This is a genomic window from Flavobacterium adhaerens (genome assembly GCF_040045115.1).
In the GTDB taxonomy this organism is placed as follows: Bacteria; Bacteroidota; Bacteroidia; order Flavobacteriales; family Flavobacteriaceae; genus Flavobacterium; species Flavobacterium adhaerens.
Genome location: NZ_JBDLZX010000007.1, coordinates 68236 through 94296, shown reverse-complemented (window position 1 = coordinate 94296; position 26061 = coordinate 68236). Strand labels below are relative to the sequence as shown.

Below are 26061 nucleotides of genomic sequence, written 5' to 3'. Positions count from 1 at the left end.
TCGATTATTATTTATATGCCCAATCTCAATAGAATAGGGTTTTAGTCCTATTTAATAAAAGCAATATAATTAGGCTTTAGTCAAATATTAGTATGATTATTTCGGCTAAAGCCTATGTTATTAGCTCTTTCTAACATCTGGCTAAAGCCAGATGCAATTAACAAACACAACCCTATAAATCAACCTGTTGGAATTAATTATCGAGTTCAGGTTATAAAACAAAAAAACCTAACAGGTTTAAAATATCTGTTAGGTTTACTTATTAAAAAACAATCGGATTATTTCGTAATCGTCATTTCGTTAATGATATTTTGAGCTCCAGAATATTTGTCTATAACCCAAAGTACGTAACGAATATCAACATTTATGGTTCTTTGCAATTTAGAATCAAAAATTACATCACCAGCCATTGCCTCGATATTTCCATCAAAAGCCAAACCAATCAATTCTCCTTTACCATTAAGAACTGGCGATCCCGAATTTCCTCCTGTAATATCATTATCGGTCAAGAAATTGACTGGCATATACCCTGCTTTATCAGCATATTGACCAAAATCTTTGGCTTTGTTTAATTCCAACAAACGGGAAGGCAAATCAAACTCAGCATCACCGGCTTTGTATTTTTTTACCATACTCGTCATATCGGTATAGTTGTTAATCTTAACCTCATTACGTTTGTCTTTTGGTAAAGCACGAACTTTTCCGTAAGTCAATCGTAAAGTAGAATTAGCATCTGGATATTTGATAGAATTCAAACCTGAAGTTCTTAATCCTTCAACCAATTCGCGGTAAGCTCTTTCAAAATTATCTGCTTGTTTAGTTTGTTCATCCGATTTAGCACGGTATTTTGCCAACAAATCTTTAGACAAAATATACAAAGGATCCTTTGCTATAGCGTCTGCATTTGGGTTTTTAATAAATGCTTCTAAAGTAGCTTTGGATGCAAAAATACTTGAAGCCACCGCTTTTTCTACATCAGCAGTAAAATCACCGTTGTTAACCGCTTTCATCTTAGCAACTTCAGAAGCAAGGCCATATTCAGCCGCTTTTGAAGCATATAAATTCAACTGAGCAATTAAAACATCTTTTTCCAAAGGCTCATACAACTTACCATATTGTCCTTCAATAGTAGCACTTATTTTTGGTAACATCTCTGCTTTTTTGGCATCATTTTCTTTGCTGTATCCAATCAAAGCATCACCAATGCTTCCTGGCGCCAAAGCATAAGTAGAGGTACGCAACATTTGCATCAAATAATTATCATGACGAGACTTCAAATTCGTTTCAGAATAGTAGGTATTGATAGTAGAAACGATTGTTCCGTATTTCTCTTTGTTTTCATTTTTATTAGCCCAAACATCAAATTTTGCTTCTTGCTCGGCCTTTGTTTTTGCAGTACCCGCTTTAGAAAGCGCATCAATCATCCCTTGACGATTTTTCCAATAGTTTGCTGTCGAAGCATATTTTGACGCATAATTCAAACGAACAGTTACGTCTTTGTCCATATACTTTTTCATTTGATCCATCCCTATCTTAGCACCTTCAACCCAAGCAGGATAAGCATATTTCACATTTTGTTCGATTCCTCCTGCCGGCATCCAACGGTTGGTACGCCCTGGATACCCCAAAATCATGGCAAAATCATTTTCTTTAACCCCTTTGATACTTACTGGTAAATAATGTTTAGGTTGCAAAGGCACATTGTCCTTAGAATAGGCTGCTGGATTTCCTTCTTTGTCGGCATAAACACGAAACATCGAGAAATCTCCGGTTTGACGTGGCCATTCCCAATTGTCGGTATCACCTCCAAACTTTCCGATACTTTCAGGAGGAGTCCCTACCAAACGAACATCGGTATAATCTTGGTACACAAAATAGTAATATTCATTTCCTTGAAAAAAAGGACGCACCGAAACCACATATTTCCCACCTTCGCTATTTTCCTGCTCGATTAAAGCCATTTCTTTCTGAATAGCCTTGTTTCGTTCTTCCTCGGTCATTTTATCATTTACTTTTGATAAAATTCTTTTGGAAACATCATCCATACGAACAAAGAAACGAACAAAAAGCGATTTGGGTTTCAATTCTTCCGAAGGGCTTTTGGCCCAAAAACCATCTCTCAAATGGTTTTGTTCGGCAGTCGAAAGTTCGGCTATGGCGCTATATCCACAATGGTGGTTGGTTAAAACCAAACCTGTTTTAGAAACAATTTCGGCGGTACAACCTCCATTGAATTGTACAATAGCATCTTTCAAGCTGTGGTGATTGATACTGTAAATTTCTTCGGCTGTCAGTTGCAAGCCCATTTTTTCCATATCTCTATGGTTGAGTCGCTCAATGAACATCAAGAACCACATTCCTTCGTCGGCTCTTACCGGAAATGCTAAAAAGCATGCGGATAAAATTAAAATTATCTTTCTCATAAATATTTTGAATTAGTGACACGAAGATAATTCATTTTCATAATTACAACCCAAAAAACCGATCTTAAATTAAACATAACTAATGATTTTTAATAGTTTATTAAGAATTTATCACATATCACCCCTATTCCGATTCCCACCCACCCTTTTCCATAGATTGTATATTCTAAACCAAAAAAGGTGCCCTATTGTTAGGACACCTTTTATCATATTTATTGTTGTTATTGTAGAGAAGCTGTGCAACCTCACTGCATGTGCATTTATTTTTTAATCATTCAACATTTTCCAGAGCTTATCTTTCAATTCGGTTAGTCCTTGTTGGGCAACAGAAGAAACAAACAGATAAGGAACATCTTTGAATTCTTGATCTAATTGCACTTTCAATTCGGCTTTCAATTCCTCGTCTAGCATATCGCATTTGGTAATAATCAAAAGTCTTTCTTTGTCTAACATTTCCGGATTGTATTTTGTTAGCTCATTTACCAAAATATCGTATTCTGCTTTAATATCTGGGGTATCTACGGGAACCATAAACAACAAAGTTGAATTACGCTCTATATGACGAAGAAAATAATGCCCTAGCCCTTTTCCTTCGGCAGCTCCTTCAATAATCCCTGGAATATCGGCAATTACAAACGATTGAAAATCCCTGTAGGCAACAATTCCTAAGTTGGGTTTTAAGGTTGTAAACGGATAATCAGCAATTTTGGGTTTTGCTGAAGTTAGAACTGACAACAAAGTTGATTTTCCAGCATTTGGAAAACCTACCAAACCTACATCGGCTAAGACTTTCAACTCCAAAATTACATCCATCTCAACTCCTTGTAATCCAGGCTGTGCATATCGTGGTGTTTGATTAGTCGAACTTCTAAAATGCCAGTTTCCAAGACCTCCTTTACCACCTTTGGCTAGGATTTTCTTTTCGCTATCCTCAGTAACTTCAAACAAAATCTCTCCTGTTTCTTTATCTTTTACGACAGTTCCCAACGGAACTTCGATATATTTATCTTCGCCATCGGCACCTGTACTTCGGTCAGAACCTCCATCACCACCATGGCCTGCCTTGATATGACGAGCAAATTTTAAGTGAAAAAGTGTCCAAAGTCCTTTGTTTCCTACTAGATAAACATGTCCGCCTCGTCCGCCATCACCTCCGTCTGGCCCACCTTTTTCAATAAATTTTTCTCTATGCAAATGCGTAGATCCCTTTCCTCCTTTTCCGGATGAAACATATATTTTTACGTAATCTACAAAATTTCCCTCTGTCATTTTTTCTTTTTTTTGTTTAAGGTTTCTTTTGTTTAAGGTTCAAAGTTTTCATAATAACATGAAACTTTAAACATTAAACTTTAAACCTGTAAGGCTTTCACCAAAACTTTATCAATCTTAGCTCCATCCATATCGATAACCTCCAATACAAATTTTTGCCAAATCAATTTTTCTCCTTCTTTTGGAATATGAGCCAATTCGGTCATTATTAAACCACTTACTGTGGTTACTTCGTAATCATTTATCAAATCATCTAGTTCGAAATAGGTTAGGAAGTCGTGAAGTGAATAATGTCCATCTACCATCCAAGTACCGTCTTCTTTTTCTATTAATTTGAAATCGTCTTTATAAAAATCCGATGCATCCCCTACAAGTGCTTCTAAGATATCATTTAACGTAATTATCCCTTGAAAAACACCGTATTCATCTGAAACCAATGAGTAATGAATTCCTGATTTTTTGAATTCTTCCAACGCTCTATAGGCTGTGGTTTGTTCCATCATAAATGATGCTTCTGTCATAATTTCGGTCAAATTGAAATTTTCGTTATCAATATTGGCAAAAATATTTTTCAGATTTACAACTCCAACAATATCATCATGATTTTCGTTATAAACGGGATAAACAGAATGTAATTCCTTTAACATAAACTCTTTAACCTTTGCTTTGTCGGCATGTAAAGGTAACATCATGACTGATTTTCGATGTGTCATTAAAGAATTGATTTTTCTGTCTCCGATATGAAAAACGCGTTCTACAATGTCTTGTTCTATTTCCTGAACTTCTCCTACTTCGGTACCTTCTTTGATAATGGCCTTGATTTCTTCTTCGGTAACTTTGCCATCAGCTGTTGGTTTTATTTGAAAAATATCCAATAAAAAGTCGGTCGAAGTTGTTAGCAACCAAATAAAAGGAGCGGTGATTACGGATATGATTCTCATGGGTACAGCCACCGCTTTGGCAATACTTTCGGGGTAATTTAAACCAACTCTTTTTGGTAACAATTCGCCTAATACTAGAGAAAAAAATGTCAAAATCACCACCACAATTCCAACAGCGATAGAATGTGCGAATGGTGCCAATGCATCAAAACTTTTGACGAATGCTTCGACATCGGCTGTTATTTTGTCTCCACTAAAAATACCGGTAAGTATTCCGATAAGTGTGATTCCGATTTGGACAGTTGACAAAAATTTGTTGGGCGAATTGGCTAAATCTAAAGCCACTTGAGCATTTTTATTCCCTTTTTTGGCGGCGGATTCCAATCTGTTTTTTCTGGCCGATATCAATGCGATCTCGGACATGGAGAAAACACCATTTAAGAGTATTAGAAAAAATATGATTACGATTTCCAATGTTTAAATTGTTGGTTCATATATTGGTTTTTATCAAACCCTTTTGATTAGCCCAGATGGAAGTGGAAAGCGCATAGCTATAAAAAACTAATTTTTCTTGTCATAAAAGAACGACCACCGGAAGTTCCTTTTATGACATAGAAAAATAGTTATTATATGGCTGTGCCTTGTAACGTACAGCTGGAAATTGCTCCTATAAAGTATCGATAACCGATGTAAGTCTTTCTGTAATTTCTTGAATAGTTCCTATTCCGTTTACAGCGTGATACTTGTTTTGATTTTGGTAATATCCGATAAGTGGAGCTGTTTTTTCGTTATATTCTTGGTAACGGTTTCTAATTTTGTCTTCGTCTTGATCGTCAACTCTACCGCTTGTTTTTCCTCTTTCAAGTAATCTTGCTACTAAAATATTATCATCAGCTTCTAGTGCGATCGTTGCAGCTACGCTAGAACCTATTGTTGGCAAAAACGCATCTAGTGCTTCGGCCTGAGAGATTGTTCTTGGGTATCCGTCGAATAAGATTCCGTTGGCATCTAAATTTTTGTTTACTTCGGCAATAAGCATTTTGGTAGTTAATTCGTCTGGAACCAGATCTCCAGCATCCATGTACACTCGTGCTTCTTTACCTAATGGAGTGTCGTTTTTCAGGTTGTAACGAAAAACATCTCCAGTTGAAATGTGTGCTAATTTGTATTTTTCTTTTAAAAATTCTGCCTGAGTTCCTTTTCCTGCTCCTGGCTTTCCAAATAAAACAATATTGATCATAAATTTAATTTAAAAATTTAAAAATTTAAAGATCGTAAGATTTCTAGTCCTTGTCAATAAATTTTTATTAGTCTTCTTTATTTATATTTAAACTAAAACTGAAACTTATAAAGCAATTCATCTTTAAATTTTCAATCTTTGAATTTTTCAATCTTCATTCCTTCAATTGATACACTTCGGGTAAATTTCGACCCAACCCATCGTAATCCAATCCAAACCCAACAATGAACTTGTTTGGAATCCGAATTCCGATGTAATCTATTTTCAAGTCTTTTTTAAAGACGTCTGGTTTGAAAAAAAGTGTTGCAATTTTTAAATGCTTTACATTTTGGTTTTTGAACAGTTCTTTTAGTTCTACTATTGTGTTTCCTGTATCTATAATGTCTTCGAGAATGATGACAGTTCTTCCTGTCAAATCTTGATTTAAACCGATTAATTGTTTTACTGATTCGGTCGAACTTGTCCCTTCGTAAGAAGCCAATTTGATAAAAGAGATTTCGCAGGGTTTCTTGTATAATTTTAAAAAATCAGACACAACCATAAAAGAGCCATTTAAAACACCTATAAAAACTGGTATTTCGTCAAAAAAATCATCTTCTATCTGTGCAACCATTCTTTCAATAGCAAAGCTTATCTCTTGAGCCGAAATAAACGGAACAAATTGTTTGTCGCGAAGTTGTATCACTTTTTTTGTTTTTATAAATATTTGACAAAGATAGGGATTTCACTTTTGACAATTGACAATTGATTCGTACTTTTCAATCAAATATTGGATATGATACCTTTAGAATTTCGAAAAAAAATCGGTTCGGTCACGGGATATAGAGACAGCAGGCAAGAAATAGCCAATGAAGTAATCGAAAATCAAGGCCTTTTTCTTGGACTACTACAGCTTTGTTTTCAAGTTTCGGATAAAAATCATTCGAAAGCGTGTTGGCTTTTAGAATTGGTATGTTATGAAAAATTAGAATGGTTACAACCGCATTTGGATTTCTTTTGTAACAATATCAATGTGCTAACAAATGATAGTGCGATTAGACCAATTGCCAAAATTTGCCAGCTCTTGGTAATATCTCATTTTAAAGAAAAAAACATTCAGCTTTCGGAAAATCATTTAGAATTGCTAATCGAAACCAACTTTGACTGGCTCATAAATGATGTAAAAGTAGCTCCAAAAGCCTATTCTATTCGTACTTTGTTTCTTTTAGGAAATCATTTTGATTGGATTCATCCTGAACTAAAAACTATTGTATCCAAAGATTTTGCTGATCACAGTGCTGCGTATAAGGCTGTTGCCAAAGAAGTTTTGAAGAAAATAAAATAGCATTTTCCTAATCGATTAGGAAAAAGTATCTTTGCAAACTCTAAGCAATGTGCTTAGTAAACAAAGTAAACACAATCACAATGACACGAGCGAAGCGATTGCATTTGACCGTTTAAAAAAACAACTACAACAAATGAATTATTTTTCTTCTGATTTTAAATTAGGAATTCTAGGCGGAGGACAACTTGGCAAAATGCTTTTGTTTGACACCAGAAAATTTGACATTCAAACTTATGTTTTAGATCCTAGTAATGAAGCTCCAAGCAAAATAGCTTGTAATCACTTTTTTCAAGGGGATTTGATGGATTACCAAACGGTATATGAATTTGGGAAAAAAGTTGACGTTCTAACTTTTGAAATAGAATTGGTCAATCTTGAGGCTCTAGAAAAGCTAGAAAGCGAAGGTAAAAAAGTATATCCTTCGCCAAAAACGTTGAGACTTATTCAAAACAAAGGTGTTCAAAAGGATTTTTATACCCAAAAAAACATTCCAACTGCACCATTCAAAAGATACGCTTCTTTGAAAGACTTAGTTGTTGATTTAGTCGATTCTAACATTCAACTTCCATTTGTTTGGAAATGTACCGAATTTGGGTACGATGGAAACGGAGTAAAAATCATCAGACAGACATCAGATTTAGAGCATTTACCAAATGTAGAATGCATTGCCGAAACGATGGTACCTTTCAAAAACGAGTTGGCAGTTATTGTTTGTCGCAATCCCGAAGGTGAAATCAAAACCTATCCAGTTGTCGAAATGGAATTTCATCCAGAGGCCAATCAGGTAGAATATGTGATTTGTCCTGCTCGAATCGATGATAAAGTTGCCGATAAAGCTAGAGCTATTGCCCTAAATGTTTCGCAGCAATTTAATCATGTTGGTCTTTTGGCTGTCGAAATGTTCCAAACCGAAGACGACGAAATATTGGTAAACGAGGTAGCTCCTCGCCCACATAATTCTGGTCATTATAGCATTGAAGCCAGTTATACTTCGCAATTTGAAAATCATTTGAGAGCCATTTTGGATTTACCTCTTGGAAACACAGATAGTAAAGTGGCCGGAATCATGGTGAATCTTGTTGGCGCCGAAGGTTTTTCTGGAAATGTCATTTACAAAAACATCGAAACTATCTTAGAATGGGATGGTGTTACCCCACATATTTACGGAAAAAAAGAAACCCGCCCTTTTAGAAAAATGGGACACATGACCATTGTAAACGAAAATATGACCGAGGCAAGACGAATTGCACAGGAAGTGAAGAATACTATTAAAGTAATTTCGAAATAATTAAAAAAATTTAAAGATTGAACACTAATTTTTAAATTTTTCAATCATTTAATCTTTAAATAAAAATAAAAATGAGCAAAGTAGCCATCATCATGGGAAGCATCTCTGACATGCCAGTTATGCAAGATGCCATCAACATATTAAAAGAATTCGGAATCGAAACGGAAGTAGATATCGTTTCGGCACACCGAACGCCAGAGAAATTATTTGATTTTAGTAAAAATGCCCACAACCGTGGTATTTCGGTAATTGTTGCTGGTGCTGGTGGTGCGGCTCATTTACCAGGAATGGTGGCCTCGATGTCCCCACTTCCTGTAATTGGGGTTCCTGTAAAATCAAGCAACTCAATTGATGGTTGGGATTCTGTCCTTTCAATTTTACAAATGCCAGGCGGAGTTCCTGTTGCAACTGTAGCTCTAAACGGAGCTAAAAATGCCGGAATTCTTGCAGCACAAATTATTGGAAGTGCCGACCAAACTGTTCTAGAAAAAATTATTAGTTATAAAGAAGAACTTAAAGAAGCCGTAAACAAAGCTTCTGAGAATTTAAACAAATAAAAAAAAGCTCCTAAAGTGGAGCTTTTTTTTGATATTGCAGATTTAAACTTGTGGAAATTTAAAACTATCAATATAATTTCTATTTTGATTTGGGGACAAAAAGAGTTTTGTTTTCGGCAAAATTAATTTTCTAAAAAACTAATTCGCCGACAAAAGTACACAAAAAATCGACAAAACAACAAATAGCGGAAAATTTAACAATTTTTTCCTGTATTTTTTTTAGAATGAACCACGACAAAACAACAACAAAATCATTTATTTGAATTAAAACATCACTCCATCATGAATATATTACTTCAGAAATTTGACACTAAACTGGACACAGCTCCTTTTTCTAAAATAAAAAACGAAGATTATTTACCAGCCTTTCAAGAAGCTATCATTTTGGCAAAAGCCGAAATTGATGCTATCGTTACCAATCCTGAAAATCCAACATTTGAAAACACAATCGAAACATTATCCTTTAGCGGAGATACGTTGGACAGAATTTCTAATATCTTTTTTAATTTAAATTCGGCCGAAACCAGTGATGAAATGCAAAAAATCGCTCAAGAAGTTTCGCCTCTATTGTCCGAATTTGGAAACGACATTACCCTAAATGCTGATTTATTTTCGAGAATTAAGACTGTTTACGATCAAAAAAATTCATTAAATCTGAATCCAGAGCAAACTACGCTACTCGATAAACAATACAAAAGTTTCTCAAGAAACGGAGCTAATTTGGCCGAAGATCAAAAAAATATTTTAAGAGAAATTGACAAGGAATTAGCAACATTGAGCTTACAATTTGGCGAAAATGTATTGGCCGAAACCAATGCTTTTGAATTGCATTTAACTGATTACAACCACTTAGCAGGCTTACCAGAAGGCACGATTGAAGCAGCAAGTTCATTGGCGAAAGCCGAAGGAAAAGAAGGTTGGATTTTTACATTAGACCACCCAAGTTACATTCCGTTTATGACCTATGCAGACAATCGTGAACTGCGCAAAAAATTAGCGATAGCTTTTGGGTCTAGAGGTTTTCAAAACAATGAATTAGACAACCAAAAAATAGTCCTAAAAATTGCAAAGCTACGTTTTGAAAGAGCCAATCTTTTAGGATACAAAACACACGCTCATTTTGTTCTTGAAGAACGTATGGCACAAACACCAGATAAAGTGCTAGCCTTTTCTAATGATTTATTGGCCAAAGCAAAGCCAGCAGCCGAAAAAGAATTTGCAACTTTAACCGAATTTGCAAAAGATTTGGATGGAATTGATCGTCTAGAAAAGTGGGATGGTGCTTACTATTCAGAAAAATTGAAGCAAAAATTATTCAATCTAGATGACGAAAAACTAAAGCCATATTTTCAATTGGAAAAAGTTTTAAATGGAGCTTTTACCATTGCTGGAAAATTGTACGGTTTACAATTTACAGAGGTTTTTGATATCGACAAATACCACGAAGAAGTAACTACATACGAAGTTACCAATCAAAACAACGAACTGGTCGCTGTGTTTTATGCTGATTTTTTCCCTAGAAAGGGGAAACGAAATGGAGCTTGGATGACTTCATTCAAATCGCAATATATCAAGAATGGTAAAAACGAAAGACCACACATTTCTAATGTATGCAATTTTACAAAACCAACAGAGACTAAACCTTCTCTTTTGACATTTAACGAAGTAACTACACTTTTCCATGAATTTGGTCACGGATTACACGGAATTTTAGCAAACACAACGTATCCCAATTTATCAGGAACTTCTGTTTATTGGGATTTCGTAGAATTGCCAAGTCAAATTATGGAAAACTGGTGTTACGAACCAGAAGCTTTGGCTTTATTTGCTCATCATTATCAAACGGGAGAAGTTATCCCTCAAGAATATGTTGAAAAAATTAAAGAAAGTGCTAGTTTCCTTGAAGGAATGGCAACTGTACGTCAGCTAAGTTTTGGACTACTAGATATGGCTTGGCACGGACAAGACCCTACCAATATTACTGATTTAAAAGCTTTCGAAACAGAACAATTCGCTTCAACACAATTGTATCCAGATGTACAAGAAAACGCAATGAGTACAGCATTTTCTCATATCTTTCAAGGAGGTTATTCATCAGGTTATTATAGCTACAAATGGGCAGAAGTACTGGATGCAGATGCTTTTGCTTATTTCCAAGAAAAAGGAATTTTTAATAAAGAAGTTGCTGATAAATTCAAAAACAATATTCTTTCAAAAGGAGGAACCGAAGCTCCAATGGAATTGTACAAACGTTTTAGAGGGCAAGAACCAAGTCCAGATGCATTGCTAAAACGCGCTGGATTGATTTAATATTTAAAAAGGCTGTCAATAGACAGCCTTTTTACTACTTTGATGAGTTAGATCCCTTCCTCTAATTATTTCAACTGAGAAACGATACCCTTTATTTCTTGCTCCTTACTTTTAGGGTAAATCAACAACACAGAATCCTTATCAACAATAATATAATCATCCAAACCATCAACAATTACTTGTTTTCCTACACCAGTTCTAATGATATTATTAGAAGAGTTTTGCAACAAAACTGAGGCGTTTACAACTGCATTATTGTTATCATCTTTTGGTAATTTCTCGTGTAATGATCCCCAAGTTCCAAGATCATTCCAATCAAAAGTTGCTGGAAGAACATACACATTTTTGGCTTTTTCCATAATGGCATAATCTATAGAAATATTCTCTGACTTAGGATAATTTTCTAAAATAAATGCTTGTTCTTTATCCGAATTGTAAACTTCAAATCCATTCATAAAAAGAGTAAACATTTCTGGCTGAAATTCTTCAAAAGATTTCAAAACCGATTGTACACTCCAAATAAAAATCCCGGCATTCCACAAATAATTTCTACTTTGAATAAAACGTCTTGCGGTTTTAGAATCTGGTTTTTCTTGAAATTGAACCACTTTCTTGATAGAACGACTATCTAGTTTATCAAACTCAATATATCCATAACCTGTATTAGGTGATGTGGGTAAAATTCCCAATGTCATCAGCGAATCTTCTCTTTCGCATAAATCAAAAGATCTCTGCAAATTGGCCACAAACTGCATTTCATCTTCAATCCAGTGATCACTTGGTGCAACGACTACTACTGCATTTGGATTGAGTTTTTTTATTTTTAAAGAAGCATATAAAATACAAGGAGCCGTATTTCGCATAGCTGGTTCTAAAACAATTTGACCTTGATTAATCATTGGTAATTGCTCTAAAATCAAACTATTATAACTCTCATGAGTTAAAATCAAGATATTCTCTTTTGGAATAATTTGAGATAATCGGCTAAACGTTTTTTGAAGCAACGTTTCACCAGACCCTAACATATCATGAAATTGTTTTGGGAATTCTTTGGTGCTTACAGGCCAAAATCTTGAACCTATTCCACCAGCCATTAATATTGCGTAGTAATTTGTATTCATTTTAAAAAATATATTCTTTTTTAATTAGCTACAGCGAGCTATTTAATTTGTTAATAGTTCTACTTCTGCATTTGGATTAAACAAATACAATCGACCAGAACTTATCTCTAAACATTCATACCGTTTAGTTCTAACGGCAATTTTCTTAAATATTTTACCATTCGAAATTCGAAAAACACTTCCGTAAGGAATCTCGAAAACATAATTTTTATCATTAGGCTTGTCATACTGTTTTAAAGCCAATGCCAATGTTGTATCTGTATCACTACTAGCCGAAGGATTCTTGAAATGCCTCGCTAACAAAGGTAATAAGTGATTTGGAAAAATTTCGGGGCGAATAAATGGAATCATCATTCTTTGAAAAGTGAATTTCCATTCATTGCCGTGGGGTTTTATGTTTCGCCCAAATTTTTCAAAGGCAACCAAATGGGAAATCTCATGAATTAAAGTAATCAAAAACCTATACTGATTAAGACTGGCATTAACTGTAATTTCATGTTTCCCGCTTAGCCCTTTTCTGTAATCACCGTGTCTTGTTTGTCTTTCATTGACAATTTTAAGATGTACTTGATTAGAAACAATCAAATCAAAAACTGGCTTTACAGCATGCTCGGGCAAATATTTAAGAAGTGTCTCGGACAATTAATTTCAGATATTTGTTACTCCAATTTTTTTTTTTACTCTAAAAACATTAAGGATTGGTAGAGGAAACCGATAGTACTTTACCGTTAAAATACTTATTTCCAGTAAGTGTAAAATCAAAAATATAATTAGCCATTTCATCTGCCGAAAGTGGTGCTTGATAACCAGGAAAAGCTTCTTGCAACATTTCGGTTTGCACAGAACCTAGAGCCAAAACATTAAAGGATATCCCTCTTTCTTTATACTCTTCGGCTAACAATTCGGACAATGTAATTACCGCTCCTTTACTTGAACTGTAAGCTGCTAAACCTGCAAATTTTAAACTTCCTTGTACACCTCCTATAGAACTTATCGTAACTACATGACTTCCTTTTTGCAAATAAGGTAATCCAATACGGGTCAAATTTGCCATTCCAAAAACATTCACGCGGTAAATGCTTTCAAAATCTTCTTGTGTCGTTTCTACAAAAGGTTTCAATAGTAAACTTCCTGCATTATGAACAATAGCATCAATTTTCTGCCAAGTCTTAGCCAAAAAATCTGAAACAGATTGTAGTTCGGTTTCACTAGCCAAATCTACAGGAAGGAAAGTAATATTTTTATGAGCAAGTAATTCGGGATGGCTATTTCTTGACAAAGCTAACACTTGATGTCCAGCGTTTGCAAATTGCATTGCCAATTCAAAACCTATTCCCCTACTCGTACCGGTTACAATAATATTTTTCATATCGCAAAAATAATCAAATCGGTTAAAAAACTATAATTTAAAAAAAATGATATTCTGTAAATGCATACAAATTAGTTTTGCCTTTTTAATTTATATAAAAAACAACTGCTATTTTGTTCAGGCATTTAATCCCATTTTGATTACAAATTATCTAATGTGTTTTTTATAAACCTTAAAAGTCTGGAAAATCGCCAAAACAATAAAGAATAACGGAATTCCTATTGGCATGATATATTTTGAAAAAGAAAAGGATTGATGTGATAATGACTCCAAAGTCTCTACTGCTAAAAGTATCCCAAAAAAAGTTCCCAATGCTGTTCCCAATACATAAAAGTGCTTCAACTTAGGCTTCAGAAAAATATATTTAGCATTCATTAAATACAAATTCCATCCGATCCAAAAGGGAATTTGAAGAAAATTCAATGCACACAAAACCATTCCGATAACAATTGGAGAATACTGAACATAATGTTTCAAATAATCTCGTTCTTTGAAGGTCTGTCCTGAATAGGCATAAAACAAATAAGCCAATACCAATAGAAAAACTATAGCCAAAAAATCGATGGCTTTCATTAATTTCTTATTATCAATCAACTGATTGGCAAAAGCTACTGTAACATAAACCACAACGGTTTGAACGATAATTATCCCAAACAAATACGAAATCAACTCATAAAACCCCAACTCAGACAAAATTTCGACGCCAACAATATTCAGATAGCTCAGTGGTAATGAACCTAAAAAACTGATAATAAAACCAATACTTATATTTTTAAGCAATTTCATTTTAAGAAAATTAAACAGCCAAGGTACTAAGGCAAAACTGAAATTAAAAAAATCCAAACTCGAAAATTCAAATTTGGATTTACTTTAGAATTGAATTTCAAAATTCGACATGAATCTTGGATGTTGCAATCCATTATGCTATTAAAGTTCTTGAAATCACAATACGCTGAATTTCGGATGTACCTTCATAAATCTGTGTGATTTTGGCATCTCGCATCATACGCTCCACATGATATTCCGCTACATAACCGTTACCCCCATGAATTTGAACCGCTTCAATTGTCACATCCATTGCTGTTTGAGATGCAAATAATTTGGCCATAGCACCAGATTGCGAAATATCTTTACCTTCATCTTTTTGCGAAGCAGCACTCAAACACAACAATCTAGCTGCCGTAATTTGAGTAGCCATATCAGCAAGTTTAAAAGCAATTGCTTGATGCTTGAAAATTTCTTTCCCAAAAGCTTTACGCTCTTGCGAATATTTCAAAGCCAATTCATAAGCACCCGTTGCAATTCCTAAAGCCTGAGAGGCAATACCAATTCGGCCTCCATTTAAAACTTCCATAGCAAAATTAAATCCGAAACCATCTGCACCAATTCTATTTTCTTTTGGCACTTTCACATCATTAAACATCAAGGAATGTGTGTCCGAACCACGAATCCCCATTTTTTTCTCTTTGGGACCAATATCAAATCCAGCCCAACTTTTTTCGACAATAAAAGCATTAATTCCTTTATGACCTTTTTCAATATCGGTTTGAGCCATCACTATATAAGTCGATGCAGTACCTCCGTTTGTTATCCAATTTTTGGTACCATTTAATAAGTAATAATCTCCTTTATCGATGGCCGTTGTTTTTTGAGAAGTAGCATCAGAACCAGCTTCTGGTTCTGACAAACAAAATGCTCCAATCACATCACCTTTGGCAAGCGGAACGAGATATTTCATTTTTTGTTCTTCGTTACAATATTTTTCTAATCCTGCACAAACCAAAGAATTATTTACAGACATAATAACGGCTGCCGATGCATCTACTTTTGCAATCTCGGTTAGAGCCAATACATACGAAACACTATCCAGCCCAGAACCTCCATATTTGGGATCGACCATCATTCCTAAAAAACCAAGTTCAGCCATTTTTTTGACTTGCTCGGCAGGAAATTTAGAGTGTTCATCTCTTTCAATAACCCCATCCAACAATTCAGTTTGAGCAAAATCTCTGGCTGCTTGTTGTATCATTAAATGCTCTTCGGTAAGATTAAAATTCATAATAATTTAAAATAAAGATTGTTTTTTGTTATAAAAATATTCTCAAAGATAATTTTTTAAATATACAATTTTCAATTTTGAATTGTAAATTTGACCTATGAAAAAAGATTACTATAACGTTATCGGAGTGATGTCAGGAACTTCGCTGGATGGAGTCGATTTGGCTCATATTCAATTCCACATAAAAAATCAAAAATGGTCGTTTGAAATCCTAGAATGCGAAACTGTTCCGTACAGTTCCGATTGGATTTCCATCTTAAAAACTGCAGTCGATTATTCCGAGAATCAACTTTCAGAATTAAATAAAAATTATACTGAATTGCTTTCTTCGATTATAGTTAATTTCATAAACAAATACACTCTTGAAAACGTAGATGCAATTTGTTCTCATGGTCACACAATATTGCATCAACCTCATAATGGTTTTACGCTTCAAATAGGAAATTTACCAGAAATAGCAGTCTTGACACAACAAAAAGTTATTTGCAACTTCCGAGTTCAAGATGTTGCATTGGGCGGCCAAGGAGCTCCATTGGTTCCTATTGGAGATCGAATATTATTTTCAGAATACGAGTATTGTATGAATTTAGGTGGTTTTTCGAACGTTTCATTCGAAAGAAATAACATCAGAATTGCATTTGATATCTCTGCTGTTAATACTGTTTTAAATTTTTATGCCAATCTTCTAGGCAAAGAATATGACAACAAAGGACAAATTTCTAAAACTGGCATACTAAACCACAATCTTTTGAACGAATTGAATGCTTTAGACTTTTACAAAAAAGCTCCGCCAAAATCATTAGGCTTTGAATTTGTAAAAGAAATTGTGCTACCAATAATCCAGAGTTATCCAATTTCTATTGAAGATAAATTACACACTTATACCGAACATATTGCCTTTCAAATTGCAATCGCTTTGAATAATTTTGAAAAATCACAAGACAAAAAGCAAAGCATGTTTGTTACTGGCGGCGGTGCTTATAATGATTTTCTTATTGAAAGAATGCAATATCATTTACCCGAAATGAAAATTATAATTCCATCCCGAAAAATTTTAGAATACAAAGAAGCTTTAATTTTTGGCTTATTAGGTGTTTTAAAAATGCGTGGAGAAGTTAATGCTCTACAAAGTGTTACTGGAGCCATTCACGATCATAGTTCTGGAGTTATTTATAACATTTAAAAAACTGTGTATTTTCATTCTACAGAAGTAAGTTATTATTTACCAATGCTTTTAAGAAAAATTCATTAAATACTCGCGAAAACGTTATAATTTGAATTTTTAACAAAATAAAGCCTTATTAACAAGTCATTTGTAATAATTTAGAACTATTTTTGCGCGAAAAATAAAAACTACTATGATTGCCAAAAGAATACTATTAGGATTAACTTTTATAATTTCTTCTCTATTCGTTTCAGAAATAAATGCACAAAAACAAATTGTAGTCGAAGGAGTAACTCTTCCTAGAACCATGACGTTTGAGAACAAAACACTACAACTTAATGGTGCAGGTTCTAGATCTAAAATGTGGGTTGAAGTTTATATTCAAGCTCTATATTTAAATCCGTTATCCCAAAACGCCAAAGAAATCATTAATGACAATTTAGAAATGTCTATCCGAATTGAAATTACATCTGCATTGGTTTCATCAGGAAAATTAACAAGAGCAATACATGCAGGTTTTGAAAAATCAGCAGGTGCAGATTTTGAAAAGTTCAAACCTAGAATGGAGTTGTTAAAAGGTTTCTTAGCAGATGATATCACCAAAGGAGACGTTTTTGAATTGACTTACTCCCCCAAAGACAGTTCGTTGTGGATTATCAAAAACAAACAACTTAAAGGAAAAATTCCTGGATTTGATTTCAAAAAAGTTTTCTTCGGAATTTGGCTAGGTGATAAACCAGTTGATGAAGATTTAAAAAATAATTTATTAGGTATTTTTTAAAACACTTAAAAAAAATCCTAACGGAGTAATTGAAAATCTAATTATTAGTTCAAAGAACCCCAAGTTTATTAGTGCTTTTGCAATCTATCCAAAGATTCAAAAGCACTTTTTTTATAAATAAATTAAAACCTACAAATATTTATTTTTCACAAAAGCTTTTATATTTGTGAAAAATAAATATATCACAAGAATATGAAAGATTTGCTAAAGAAATTTGAAAATAAATCACCTGAAATCATTTTTAATTGGAAAGATTCAGAAACCGAAGCCGAAGGCTGGACTGTAATCAACTCACTTAGAGGAGGTGCTGCTGGTGGAGGGACTCGAATGAGAAAAGGGCTAGACATGAATGAAGTTTTATCTTTAGCAAAAACCATGGAGGTAAAGTTTTCGGTTTCTGGACCAGCAATTGGTGGCGCCAAATCTGGAATTAATTTTGATCCTAATGACCCTCGCAAAAAAGGAGTTTTACAACGTTGGTACAAAGCGGTTTCTCCTCTATTAAAAAGCTATTACGGAACAGGTGGGGATTTGAATGTAGATGAAATTCACGAGGTAATTCCAATGACCGAAGAGTGCGGTGTTTGGCATCCGCAAGAAGGCGTTTTTAACGGACATTTTAAACCAACCGAAGCGGATAAAATCAATAGAATCGGACAATTACGTCAAGGAGTTATCAAAGTAATCGAAAACCCGAAATTCTCTCCAGATGTGACTAGAAAATATACCGTTGCCGACATGATTACTGGTTATGGTGTTGCCGAAGCAGTTCATCATTTTTACAATACTTATGGAGGATCTATAAACGGCAAAAAAGCCATTGTACAAGGTTTTGGAAATGTAGGATCGGCAGCTGCATTTTATTTAGCAGAATTGGGTGCTAAAATCATTGGTATCATCGATAGAGATGGAGGATTAATCAATGAAAATGGTTTTACATTTGAAGAAATAAAAACATTATTCCTTGCAAAAGACGGAAACAAATTGGTTGCCGAAAATATGATTCCTTTTGACGAAATCAACCAAAAAATATGGACTATTGGTGCCGAAATTTTCACTCCTTGTGCAGCTTCAAGATTGGTAACTCAAACCCAAATTGACAGCCTTATTACTAATGGACTTGAGGTAATTTCGTGCGGAGCTAATGTTCCGTTTGCAGACAAAGAAATTTTCTTTGGTTCTATTATGGAAGCAGTAGATCACAAAGTAAGTTTGATTCCTGATTTTATTTCAAACTGCGGAATGGCAAGAGTTTTTGCTTATTTTATGGAAAAGAAAGTACAAATGACCGATGAAGCCATTTTTCAAGACACTTCAGAAACCATCAAAAAGGCTATCGAAAAAGCATACACTTTAAATCCTTCTAAAACCAATATCAGTGCAACTTCTTTTGAAATTGCCCTGAAGCAATTAGTATAAAAAACAGTCTTTTATTGAAACGCTAATTTTTTCTTAACAAGTTCCGACTTTCCTGAATTTGCCGAAAAACTAACAATTTTTGTAATATATTAGCGTTTCAATAAAAAGACAAATTTATATGAGTTTACAACTTCAAACAGATAGTCTATCTGTTGCCAAAGAAACAATGGCCAATGCCGAGCCTGTTGAAAAAACATTATCTATTATTGAACTTCTAACAAGCGGAGGATTATCTGGTCAGCTCATAATGCTTTCCTTATTTCTAATGTTTTTCGTTGCCCTTTATTTGTATTTTGAACGTCTGATGGCAATCAAAAAAGCTGCCCAAATAGACAGCAACTTCATGAACCAAATTCGCGATAATATTCGTAACGGACGCATTGATAACGCCAAAATGCTTTGTGCTCAAACTCAATCTCCAGTAGCACGATTAATCGAAAAAGGAATTTCTAGAATTGGGAAACCATTAGACGACATTAATATTGCTATTGAAAACGCAGGAAAATTAGAAATTTACAAACTAGAAAAAAATGTAAGCATGCTTGCCACAATTTCGGGTGCTGGACCAATGACTGGATTTCTTGGAACCGTAGTGGGAATGATTATGGCTTTTCATAAAATGGCAAATTCAGGAGGTCAAATTGAAGTTGGTGCCTTGTCTGAAGGAATTTATACCGCAATGACCACAACAGTTGTGGGTCTTGTAGTAGGAATTATTGCTTATGTGGGCTACAATCACCTGGTGGTCAAAACAGACAAAGTAGTTCACATGATGGAAGCCAATGCTGTTGATTTTCTAGATTTATTAAATGACCCATCCTAATTATGAATCTAAGAGGAAGAAATAAAGTTACTCCAGAATTCAATATGTCCTCTATGACTGATATTGTGTTCTTGTTATTGATATTTTTCATGCTTACATCGACAATGGTAACCACCAATGCCTTAGATTTAGTATTACCAAAAGCAAAAGGCAAAACCGATAGCAACAAAAATATAGCAGTTAGTATAGATAAAAATTTACAATTTTACATCGATAAAGAAAAGATTTCGGAAACCGAATTAGAACCTAAATTACTTTCGATTTTTGGAACCGATAAAACCAAAGCCATCATTTTGAGAGCAGAAGAAGGTGTTCCTATAGAAAAAGCTGTAAGCGTTTTGGATATCGCAAACCGTAATCAAATCAAAGTGGTTTTAGCTGTTAGACCTAAATAATTTTATACATAAGAACTATTCGTTATGAAATATTTAGAAACAGAAGAAGAAAAAAAATCATTTGCCATTACAAGTATTTTGTTTGTAATCATGTTTTTATTGTTTTTCTATTTAGGCTTAACTTATATGGATCCTCCGCCAGAAAATGGTATCGCCATTAATTTTGGCACAACCGAAGTTGGTTCTGGAGATATCCAACCTACTGAGACTATCCAATCATCACCTCAACAAGCTCCGTCACAACCAACAACTTCAAGTGATGAAGAAGTAATATCTCAAGATATAGAAGAAGCGGTGGTCATGAAAGAAACCAAAAAAACAAAACCAACTCAGCAAACTTCCAAAGAAGAAGTAAAACCAAAAACAGTCGAAACTCCTAAACCTTCCAAAAGCACCACCGATGCACTTTCGAGTCTTATAAACGCTCCAAAATCTAATGGGAAAGCTACTGGTGGTGAAGGAAATGACAACCTTGCCGGAGACAAAGGTGACCCAAAAGGCGATCCGTATGCCAATAGCTATTACGGCTCTGGCGGTGGTAGTGGCGGTGGACGAGGCTGGGGATTAAACGGTCGTAAACTAAGCGCAACTGGAAAAGAAGTTCAAAAATGTAACGAGTTCGGAACCGTTGTCGTACAAATTACAGTAAACCGAAACGGAAATGTAATTGCGGCAAAATACACAAAAGGAACCACCAATACCAATCCTTGTCTTGTTGAGCCTGCAATCGCAACTGCCAAAAAATACAAATGGCAACCCGACTCAAATGCGCCTGAAACGCAAACAGGCTTTATCATCGTCAATTTTAAATTAGGCGAATAATCATACCTCAAAATAATAAAAACTCAAGTATCTTTGAGTTTTTATTATTTATAGACTTTATGAATTATCAAGAAACCACTAATTGGATGTTTAACCAACTCCCAATGTATCAATTACAGGGAGCTTCGGCTTATAAAACAGATTTAACCAATATTACTATATTAGCAAATCATCTTGATAACCCCCACCAAAAACTACAATGTATTCATGTTGCTGGAACCAACGGAAAGGGTTCTACATCGCACATGCTCGCAGCTGTTTTGCAAGAAGCTGGATATAAAGTTGGTCTATATACTTCGCCACATTTAAAAGATTTTAGAGAGCGAATCAAAATTAATGGAAAAGAAATTTCGGAAGAATTTGTTTGTAATTTCATTGCGCAACACAAATTGTTTTTTGAAGCCAATGACATGAGTTTCTTTGAAATGACAGTTGGACTCGCTTTTGATTATTTTGCAAAAGAAAAGGTCGATATTGCCATTATTGAAGTAGGTCTTGGTGGAAGATTAGACGCAACCAACATCATCACTCCCTTAGTTTCGGTTATTACCAATATTGGTTTCGATCATGTACAATTTCTAGGAAATACCTTGACCTCGATAGCAACAGAAAAAGCTGGAATTATCAAACCCAAAATTCCCGTAGTTATAGGCGAATACACTCCTGAAACCCAATTGGTTTTTTTGGCAAAAGCCAAAGAAAACAATGCCGATATTTATTTTGCTTCCGATTTGATTTCGGAAACACAACCATCTGATTTGATTGGAGACTATCAAATTCATAACAAAAAAACCGTTATTCAAACTTTTAAAATCCTAAACGAGCAAACCAATTTTAAAATCAGTGACGAAAACATTAGAGTTGGGTTACTTCATGTTGTAAAAAACACAGGATTATTAGGACGATGGCAACAATTGGGCGAAAATCCAAAAATCATTTGCGATACAGCTCATAACAAAAATGGGCTAGAAATTGTTTTAAGTCAAATTCAAAAAGAAACCTTCAGCAACTTACATATAGTTCTCGGAGTGGTTAATGATAAAGAACTAACCCAAGTTTTACCTTTATTCCCTAAAAATGCAACTTATTATTTTTGCAAACCCAATATTCCTCGCGGATTAAATGCATCCCTATTACAAGAACAAGCTTTAGCCTTTTCATTAATTGGAAAAACATATAATTCTGTAACAGAAGCTTATGAAACTGCCAAAAATAATGCTACTAAAGAAGACTTCATTTATGCTGGCGGAAGCACCTTTGTAGTAGCTGAATTACCCCTAAATTAAATGATAAAATAATATCAGTTTTTAACATTTACTAGCCGTTTTATTGATTTAAGGTTCATGGTTTATTAACGCGAAAGAAATAGACTTACTCTATTTTTACTCCAATTAATTTAACCTACATCTCATGAAAAAATTTTACTTTTTGATGCTATTTCTTAGCATGAATACTTTTTCTATGCCTATTTTAGAAAGTTTTATACTTACAAATGACGGTACAAAAATTTACATAAAACCAAACTCATTTAAAATTGATAATAGACAAAAGATGGTTTATTACAAATCCCCTAATTCTGACATTGATGGCAAAATTAAGTTTAAAGATTTTGACTATGTTTTAATAGGGGCAAACAAATTCAAGACTTATAAAATAAATAAATTAAACGAATCTATTGGCTATTTCGTTCTTGCAGAATCCATTTCAAAAACATTAATTTTCACCACTATACCAAATGATGACGAAGACAGCTCTAAAACAAAATATGTTTTATATATATTGGACGAAAAAGGAGCTATTTTGGATGGTCTTGAATTTGACAACTTAAAAAACTCAAAATCAATCAACGTTCGGGCAGAAATTTTCTCTAAAATTCAATTTTACTTTAATGACTGCGACAATTTAATGACCCGAATTCGTTCTTACAACAAGTTATCAGGGCAAAATGGAAATATGTCTGTTCTAGATTTTTTTGATTCTCCTGTTTATATAGAATGTCAAAATTAAAAAGCTCCCAAATTGGGAGCTTTTAAGATCTAATAAATTATTCTGTGTCTTGAGTCTCTTCGATATCCTCTCCTTTTTTCCCTACCTTTACTTTCGGATTGTCTTTGGTTCCTGTAACGGTAAGCGGAATTCCGATAATTCCTAATGGTGGCAATCCTAATCTCATTTTGATATTCATTCGACCATCAAGACTAGAAGTTCCCTCAATTCTTGGTCTAAATCCGGCAAATTTGAATTTGAAACGTTCAATAGTAATAATATTACTTTTGACAGTTGTTTTAATATCTACCTTCGATAATTCAGGGTTTTTGATTGACTCATGATCGGTTGTTTTACTAACGGCATTAAACATTTTCATCCCTTTTAGTTTCACATCTTTGATAGACAAAACTCCTCCACCCATTAATGAAGGATAAACAGGCATCATTTCTTGATTTAGCCGTCCTTTTATTTTGTAATCTAATGATACTATTCCCTCGGCATTTTCGGCAGCGCTAGCCATTTCTTTGAACATGGCTATTTCATTATAAGCTCTTTTGATATCAAAATCAGTAGCTTTAATATCATATTCAAAAACAGCTTTCATAGGAGTAAGTCCCTGATAAGCCGCATTCATGGTCACATTGCAACCAATAAGATTGAATCCAGTATTTTGCATAAGCAATTTACCTTTTCTCATTTTTACAGCACCTTTTCCATCTTGCAAAGTAAGTCCTTGGTAATTAACTTTATGTGCGGTGGCATAAAATTGCAAATCCAAATTAGACGGAATTAAAATCACACCTGTTTCTGAGGCTACAGGTTGCGCTGTTTTTCCATCTACTGGAGTTGTAGTTGCAACAGGAGTTGTTGTAGTACTAGACATAAACTCATCGATATTAATAAATCGAGAATTCAATTTAAACGAACCTCTCAAAGTTCCATTTTTAGGAGAAATAAAATTGAAAACATTTTTCAAATAACCATTCAATTTAAAATCCGACTGTCCATAAGAAGCTAGAAAAGTATTGAAAGACATTTTATCTTGATTGAATCTGAAGATCCCTTCTTTTATCAAAAGAGATTTAGGCAAATATTCGGTTTTGACTAGTATATTTCGGATTTCCAGAGTTCCTTTGTTATACAGTTTACTGTAATTGCCATTTTCGGCATAACTTTGTATCCCTTTCAATTCCAAATCCGCTTTGATAAAACCATCTACATCCAATCCTTTTTGCGAAAACACTTTGTATATTTTACTAATATCCAAAGTCCCTTTGGCTTTTATATCATAATTTAAATCGTCAAAGTTTTTCAGATCAGCTTGTACCATAAAAGGTTGTCCTTCGAATGAAAAAGAAGCTGGTTTCAAAACTACCTCAAGACCATCAAAAGTTCCTTTTTGATTGTTAATTTTAGAATCGATATTGATGTTTGTAATTGGATTTGGATAATATTGTGTTTTTACAAATCCGTTTTCAAGATTCAAAGTTCCGCTTGCGTTTGGGAAAAGTTTATTTTTTTGATCGTATTTTCCTTTGGCTTTCAAGTCGCTTACAAGCATTCCTTTTAATTCTATATCTGGAATCCCTAAAGCGTTATTCAACTTTTCTAAATCGATTTTAGAATTTAAAACCATATCAATATCAGGAGTTGTTAGTCCGTTCATTTTTAATTTGGTTTTCAAATAATTCTTTTCAACATTCAAAGAAAGATTTCTAGCATCGAGTTCTAACAGATCTGGATTCAACGAAGGCACTTTGGCCGAAATATCCATGTTTAAATTAGAAACTGGGAAAGCACTTTTTTTATAATTTACAAATCCATCTTTTACTTTGAAATCTAGATTTGCATCGGGTGCCATATTTTGGGAAGCGATATATTTCCCTTTTAGAGTAAACAACAAATCAACATTTCCTTTTAGCTCTGTGTCTTTCAACCAAGTAATGTATTTGGGCGGAAAAGCAGTAAAAAGATCATGAAGATTACTTTTGTTTGATTTTATGATAAAATCGATATTATATCCATCTTTCAAGAAATCAAATTTCCCTTTAAAATCGACCAAAAGATTATTGATTGACAAGTCGTTTTGCTCAAAAACAAAAGACAATGAATTGGTATTAATTTTAGTAATCAAATCTCCATCTACTTTTTTATTCATTAAGTAGGGTTCATTTTCATAAATGATATTCAGCTTACTAATTTTGGCTTTCGAATGCAACTCGAATATAGCTTGGCTTAAGTCACCACTTCCTAGATAATTGAAACCAGTGGCATCGACATTCACTTTGGTCGATTGGTCATCATAAACCAGTTTGCTATTGGTGATTTGAATTTTTTCTAATTTCAAACCTGTATCCGATTCTTCTTTATCAGTGGGAGCTGTTTCTTCCGATTTGTAAACATTATAATTAGCTTCTCCGTTTTTATTGACTTTTATATTTATCAAAGAATTAGAAAGAAAAATTTGATCAATCTTTATGTTTTCTCCAAAAATAAGACTGCTTAAATTGATTCCTAAGGCAACTTCATCGGCGCTTACTAATTTTTCATTTTGAAAAGGAACAGACCCATTCAAATTGAATTTAGTTAAAGTCAATGTTAGCGAAGGAAAATGCGTAAAAAAAGAAACATCAGCATCGGTATAATTTAATTCGCCGTTTAGATGTTTATTCGCCGTTTTTTTGACTTCTTCTTTTATTTTATCGGCAAAAATCATTGGCGTTATAAACATCAATGCCAATAGTGTCGCAAGAGTAATACCAGTATATTTTAAAATTTTAATACCTATTACTTTATAGTTTGCTGTTTTCATATGTTTTTTTGGGG

Annotated in this window: 23 protein-coding genes; 12 read left to right on the top strand and 11 right to left on the bottom strand. The window is 34.0% G+C overall.

Annotation, left to right across the window (positions count from 1 at the left end; all coding sequences use genetic code 11):
• Window positions 1–278: 278 nt before the first annotated feature.
• From ABEB18_RS11140 to hpt, 5 genes are all read right to left on the bottom strand, one after another.
• Window positions 279–2423 carry a S46 family peptidase gene (locus tag ABEB18_RS11140; RefSeq protein WP_348799388.1) on the bottom strand — a complete coding sequence of 715 codons (2145 nt, stop codon included), beginning with the start codon at window positions 2421–2423 and terminating at the stop codon, window positions 279–281.
• A gap of 267 nt (window positions 2424–2690) precedes the next feature.
• Window positions 2691–3692, bottom strand: coding sequence for a GTPase ObgE (obgE, locus tag ABEB18_RS11135; RefSeq protein ID WP_348799387.1), 1002 nt, complete (start codon window positions 3690–3692; stop codon window positions 2691–2693).
• Window positions 3693–3772: 80 nt separating this feature from the next.
• A complete protein-coding gene (locus tag ABEB18_RS11130) occupies window positions 3773–4996 on the bottom strand; it encodes a hemolysin family protein (RefSeq protein ID WP_438861444.1) in 1224 nt (407 codons plus the stop codon).
• 244 nt (window positions 4997–5240) lie between these two features.
• Complete coding sequence (locus tag ABEB18_RS11125; protein WP_348799385.1) at window positions 5241–5813, bottom strand: adenylate kinase; 573 nt, start codon at window positions 5811–5813, stop codon at window positions 5241–5243.
• A 154-nt stretch (window positions 5814–5967) separates the two neighbouring features.
• A complete protein-coding gene (gene hpt / locus ABEB18_RS11120) occupies window positions 5968–6498 on the bottom strand; it encodes a hypoxanthine phosphoribosyltransferase (RefSeq protein WP_348799384.1) in 531 nt (176 codons plus the stop codon).
• Between the two features lie 90 nt (window positions 6499–6588).
• On the opposite strand from hpt, the gene ABEB18_RS11115 reads away from it, so the two are divergent.
• The 4 genes from ABEB18_RS11115 to ABEB18_RS11100 all read left to right on the top strand — a co-directional run bounded on the left by ABEB18_RS11115 (window position 6589) and on the right by ABEB18_RS11100 (window position 11292).
• Complete coding sequence (locus tag ABEB18_RS11115) at window positions 6589–7137, top strand: hypothetical protein (RefSeq protein ID WP_348799383.1); 549 nt, start codon at window positions 6589–6591, stop codon at window positions 7135–7137.
• 133 nt (window positions 7138–7270) lie between these two features.
• Window positions 7271–8425, top strand: a complete 1155-nt coding sequence (locus ABEB18_RS11110; RefSeq protein ID WP_348799382.1) for a 5-(carboxyamino)imidazole ribonucleotide synthase — start codon at window positions 7271–7273, stop codon at window positions 8423–8425.
• A 71-nt stretch (window positions 8426–8496) separates the two neighbouring features.
• Window positions 8497–8982, top strand: a complete 486-nt coding sequence (gene purE, locus ABEB18_RS11105) for a 5-(carboxyamino)imidazole ribonucleotide mutase (RefSeq protein WP_348799381.1) — start codon at window positions 8497–8499, stop codon at window positions 8980–8982.
• Between the two features lie 282 nt (window positions 8983–9264).
• Window positions 9265–11292 (top strand): M3 family metallopeptidase, encoded by a 2028-nt coding sequence (locus tag ABEB18_RS11100; protein WP_348799380.1) that lies wholly within the window; start codon window positions 9265–9267, stop codon window positions 11290–11292.
• Between the two features lie 65 nt (window positions 11293–11357).
• On the opposite strand, the gene ABEB18_RS11095 is transcribed toward ABEB18_RS11100, so the two are convergent.
• The 5 genes from ABEB18_RS11095 to ABEB18_RS11075 form a co-directional block, all read right to left on the bottom strand.
• Window positions 11358–12413 (bottom strand): mannose-1-phosphate guanylyltransferase, encoded by a 1056-nt coding sequence (locus ABEB18_RS11095; RefSeq protein ID WP_348799379.1) that lies wholly within the window; start codon window positions 12411–12413, stop codon window positions 11358–11360.
• 42 nt (window positions 12414–12455) lie between these two features.
• Window positions 12456–13055 carry a SprT-like domain-containing protein gene (locus ABEB18_RS11090; protein ID WP_348799378.1) on the bottom strand — a complete coding sequence of 200 codons (600 nt, stop codon included), beginning with the start codon at window positions 13053–13055 and terminating at the stop codon, window positions 12456–12458.
• A gap of 49 nt (window positions 13056–13104) precedes the next feature.
• Complete coding sequence (locus ABEB18_RS11085) at window positions 13105–13782, bottom strand: SDR family NAD(P)-dependent oxidoreductase (RefSeq protein ID WP_348799377.1); 678 nt, start codon at window positions 13780–13782, stop codon at window positions 13105–13107.
• A 147-nt stretch (window positions 13783–13929) separates the two neighbouring features.
• On the bottom strand, window positions 13930–14568 hold the full coding sequence (locus ABEB18_RS11080; protein WP_348799376.1) for a hypothetical protein: 639 nt from the start codon (window positions 14566–14568) through the stop codon (window positions 13930–13932).
• A gap of 133 nt (window positions 14569–14701) precedes the next feature.
• Entirely contained in the window at window positions 14702–15841 is a 1140-nt protein-coding gene (locus ABEB18_RS11075) for an acyl-CoA dehydrogenase (RefSeq protein WP_348799375.1), read from the bottom strand.
• 97 nt (window positions 15842–15938) lie between these two features.
• Between ABEB18_RS11075 and ABEB18_RS11070 the strand changes: the two genes are divergently transcribed.
• The 8 genes from ABEB18_RS11070 (at window position 15939) to ABEB18_RS11035 (ending at window position 23253) form a co-directional block, all read left to right on the top strand.
• Entirely contained in the window at window positions 15939–17024 is a 1086-nt protein-coding gene (locus ABEB18_RS11070; protein WP_348799374.1) for an anhydro-N-acetylmuramic acid kinase, read from the top strand.
• Between the two features lie 175 nt (window positions 17025–17199).
• Entirely contained in the window at window positions 17200–17787 is a 588-nt protein-coding gene (locus tag ABEB18_RS11065; RefSeq protein ID WP_348799373.1) for a chalcone isomerase family protein, read from the top strand.
• A 192-nt stretch (window positions 17788–17979) separates the two neighbouring features.
• On the top strand, window positions 17980–19206 hold the full coding sequence (locus ABEB18_RS11060) for a Glu/Leu/Phe/Val dehydrogenase dimerization domain-containing protein (RefSeq protein WP_348799372.1): 1227 nt from the start codon (window positions 17980–17982) through the stop codon (window positions 19204–19206).
• A 118-nt stretch (window positions 19207–19324) separates the two neighbouring features.
• Window positions 19325–20029, top strand: a complete 705-nt coding sequence (locus tag ABEB18_RS11055) for a MotA/TolQ/ExbB proton channel family protein (RefSeq protein WP_348799371.1) — start codon at window positions 19325–19327, stop codon at window positions 20027–20029.
• Between the two features lie 2 nt (window positions 20030–20031).
• Entirely contained in the window at window positions 20032–20424 is a 393-nt protein-coding gene (locus ABEB18_RS11050; protein WP_348799370.1) for an ExbD/TolR family protein, read from the top strand.
• Between the two features lie 24 nt (window positions 20425–20448).
• On the top strand, window positions 20449–21246 hold the full coding sequence (locus ABEB18_RS11045; protein ID WP_348799369.1) for an energy transducer TonB: 798 nt from the start codon (window positions 20449–20451) through the stop codon (window positions 21244–21246).
• A 59-nt stretch (window positions 21247–21305) separates the two neighbouring features.
• The gene (locus ABEB18_RS11040; RefSeq protein ID WP_348799368.1) at window positions 21306–22532 is read left to right on the top strand and encodes a bifunctional folylpolyglutamate synthase/dihydrofolate synthase; all 1227 of its coding nucleotides are present in this window, start codon (window positions 21306–21308) and stop codon (window positions 22530–22532) included.
• A gap of 124 nt (window positions 22533–22656) precedes the next feature.
• Window positions 22657–23253: a hypothetical protein gene (locus ABEB18_RS11035; RefSeq protein ID WP_348799367.1), complete on the top strand. Its 597-nt coding sequence runs from the start codon at window positions 22657–22659 to the stop codon at window positions 23251–23253.
• A gap of 37 nt (window positions 23254–23290) precedes the next feature.
• Here the strand turns inward: ABEB18_RS11035 and ABEB18_RS11030 are convergent, their stop codons facing one another.
• The gene (locus ABEB18_RS11030) at window positions 23291–26047 is read right to left on the bottom strand and encodes an AsmA family protein (RefSeq protein ID WP_348799366.1); all 2757 of its coding nucleotides are present in this window, start codon (window positions 26045–26047) and stop codon (window positions 23291–23293) included.
• Window positions 26048–26061: the final 14 nt, after the last annotated feature.

Coding starts and splice junctions, on each gene's coding strand:
- ABEB18_RS11060 (WP_348799372.1), top strand. CDS start 17,980: ATGAAAGATTTGCTAAAGAAATTTGAAAATAAATCACCTGAAATCATT.
- ABEB18_RS11075 (WP_348799375.1), bottom strand. CDS start 15,841: ATGAATTTTAATCTTACCGAAGAGCATTTAATGATACAACAAGCAGCC.
- ABEB18_RS11035 (WP_348799367.1), top strand. CDS start 22,657: ATGAAAAAATTTTACTTTTTGATGCTATTTCTTAGCATGAATACTTTT.
- ABEB18_RS11115 (WP_348799383.1), top strand. CDS start 6,589: ATGATACCTTTAGAATTTCGAAAAAAAATCGGTTCGGTCACGGGATAT.
- ABEB18_RS11085 (WP_348799377.1), bottom strand. CDS start 13,782: ATGAAAAATATTATTGTAACCGGTACGAGTAGGGGAATAGGTTTTGAA.
- ABEB18_RS11030 (WP_348799366.1), bottom strand. CDS start 26,047: ATGAAAACAGCAAACTATAAAGTAATAGGTATTAAAATTTTAAAATAT.
- ABEB18_RS11040 (WP_348799368.1), top strand. CDS start 21,306: ATGAATTATCAAGAAACCACTAATTGGATGTTTAACCAACTCCCAATG.
- ABEB18_RS11125 (WP_348799385.1), bottom strand. CDS start 5,813: ATGATCAATATTGTTTTATTTGGAAAGCCAGGAGCAGGAAAAGGAACT.
- ABEB18_RS11100 (WP_348799380.1), top strand. CDS start 9,265: ATGAATATATTACTTCAGAAATTTGACACTAAACTGGACACAGCTCCT.
- ABEB18_RS11045 (WP_348799369.1), top strand. CDS start 20,449: ATGAAATATTTAGAAACAGAAGAAGAAAAAAAATCATTTGCCATTACA.
- ABEB18_RS11070 (WP_348799374.1), top strand. CDS start 15,939: ATGAAAAAAGATTACTATAACGTTATCGGAGTGATGTCAGGAACTTCG.
- purE (WP_348799381.1), top strand. CDS start 8,497: ATGAGCAAAGTAGCCATCATCATGGGAAGCATCTCTGACATGCCAGTT.
- ABEB18_RS11140 (WP_348799388.1), bottom strand. CDS start 2,423: ATGAGAAAGATAATTTTAATTTTATCCGCATGCTTTTTAGCATTTCCG.
- ABEB18_RS11080 (WP_348799376.1), bottom strand. CDS start 14,568: ATGAAATTGCTTAAAAATATAAGTATTGGTTTTATTATCAGTTTTTTA.
- ABEB18_RS11095 (WP_348799379.1), bottom strand. CDS start 12,413: ATGAATACAAATTACTACGCAATATTAATGGCTGGTGGAATAGGTTCA.
- obgE (WP_348799387.1), bottom strand. CDS start 3,692: ATGACAGAGGGAAATTTTGTAGATTACGTAAAAATATATGTTTCATCC.
- ABEB18_RS11065 (WP_348799373.1), top strand. CDS start 17,200: ATGATTGCCAAAAGAATACTATTAGGATTAACTTTTATAATTTCTTCT.
- ABEB18_RS11050 (WP_348799370.1), top strand. CDS start 20,032: ATGAATCTAAGAGGAAGAAATAAAGTTACTCCAGAATTCAATATGTCC.
- ABEB18_RS11055 (WP_348799371.1), top strand. CDS start 19,325: ATGAGTTTACAACTTCAAACAGATAGTCTATCTGTTGCCAAAGAAACA.
- ABEB18_RS11130 (WP_438861444.1), bottom strand. CDS start 4,996: ATGTCCGAGATCGCATTGATATCGGCCAGAAAAAACAGATTGGAATCC.
- ABEB18_RS11110 (WP_348799382.1), top strand. CDS start 7,271: ATGAATTATTTTTCTTCTGATTTTAAATTAGGAATTCTAGGCGGAGGA.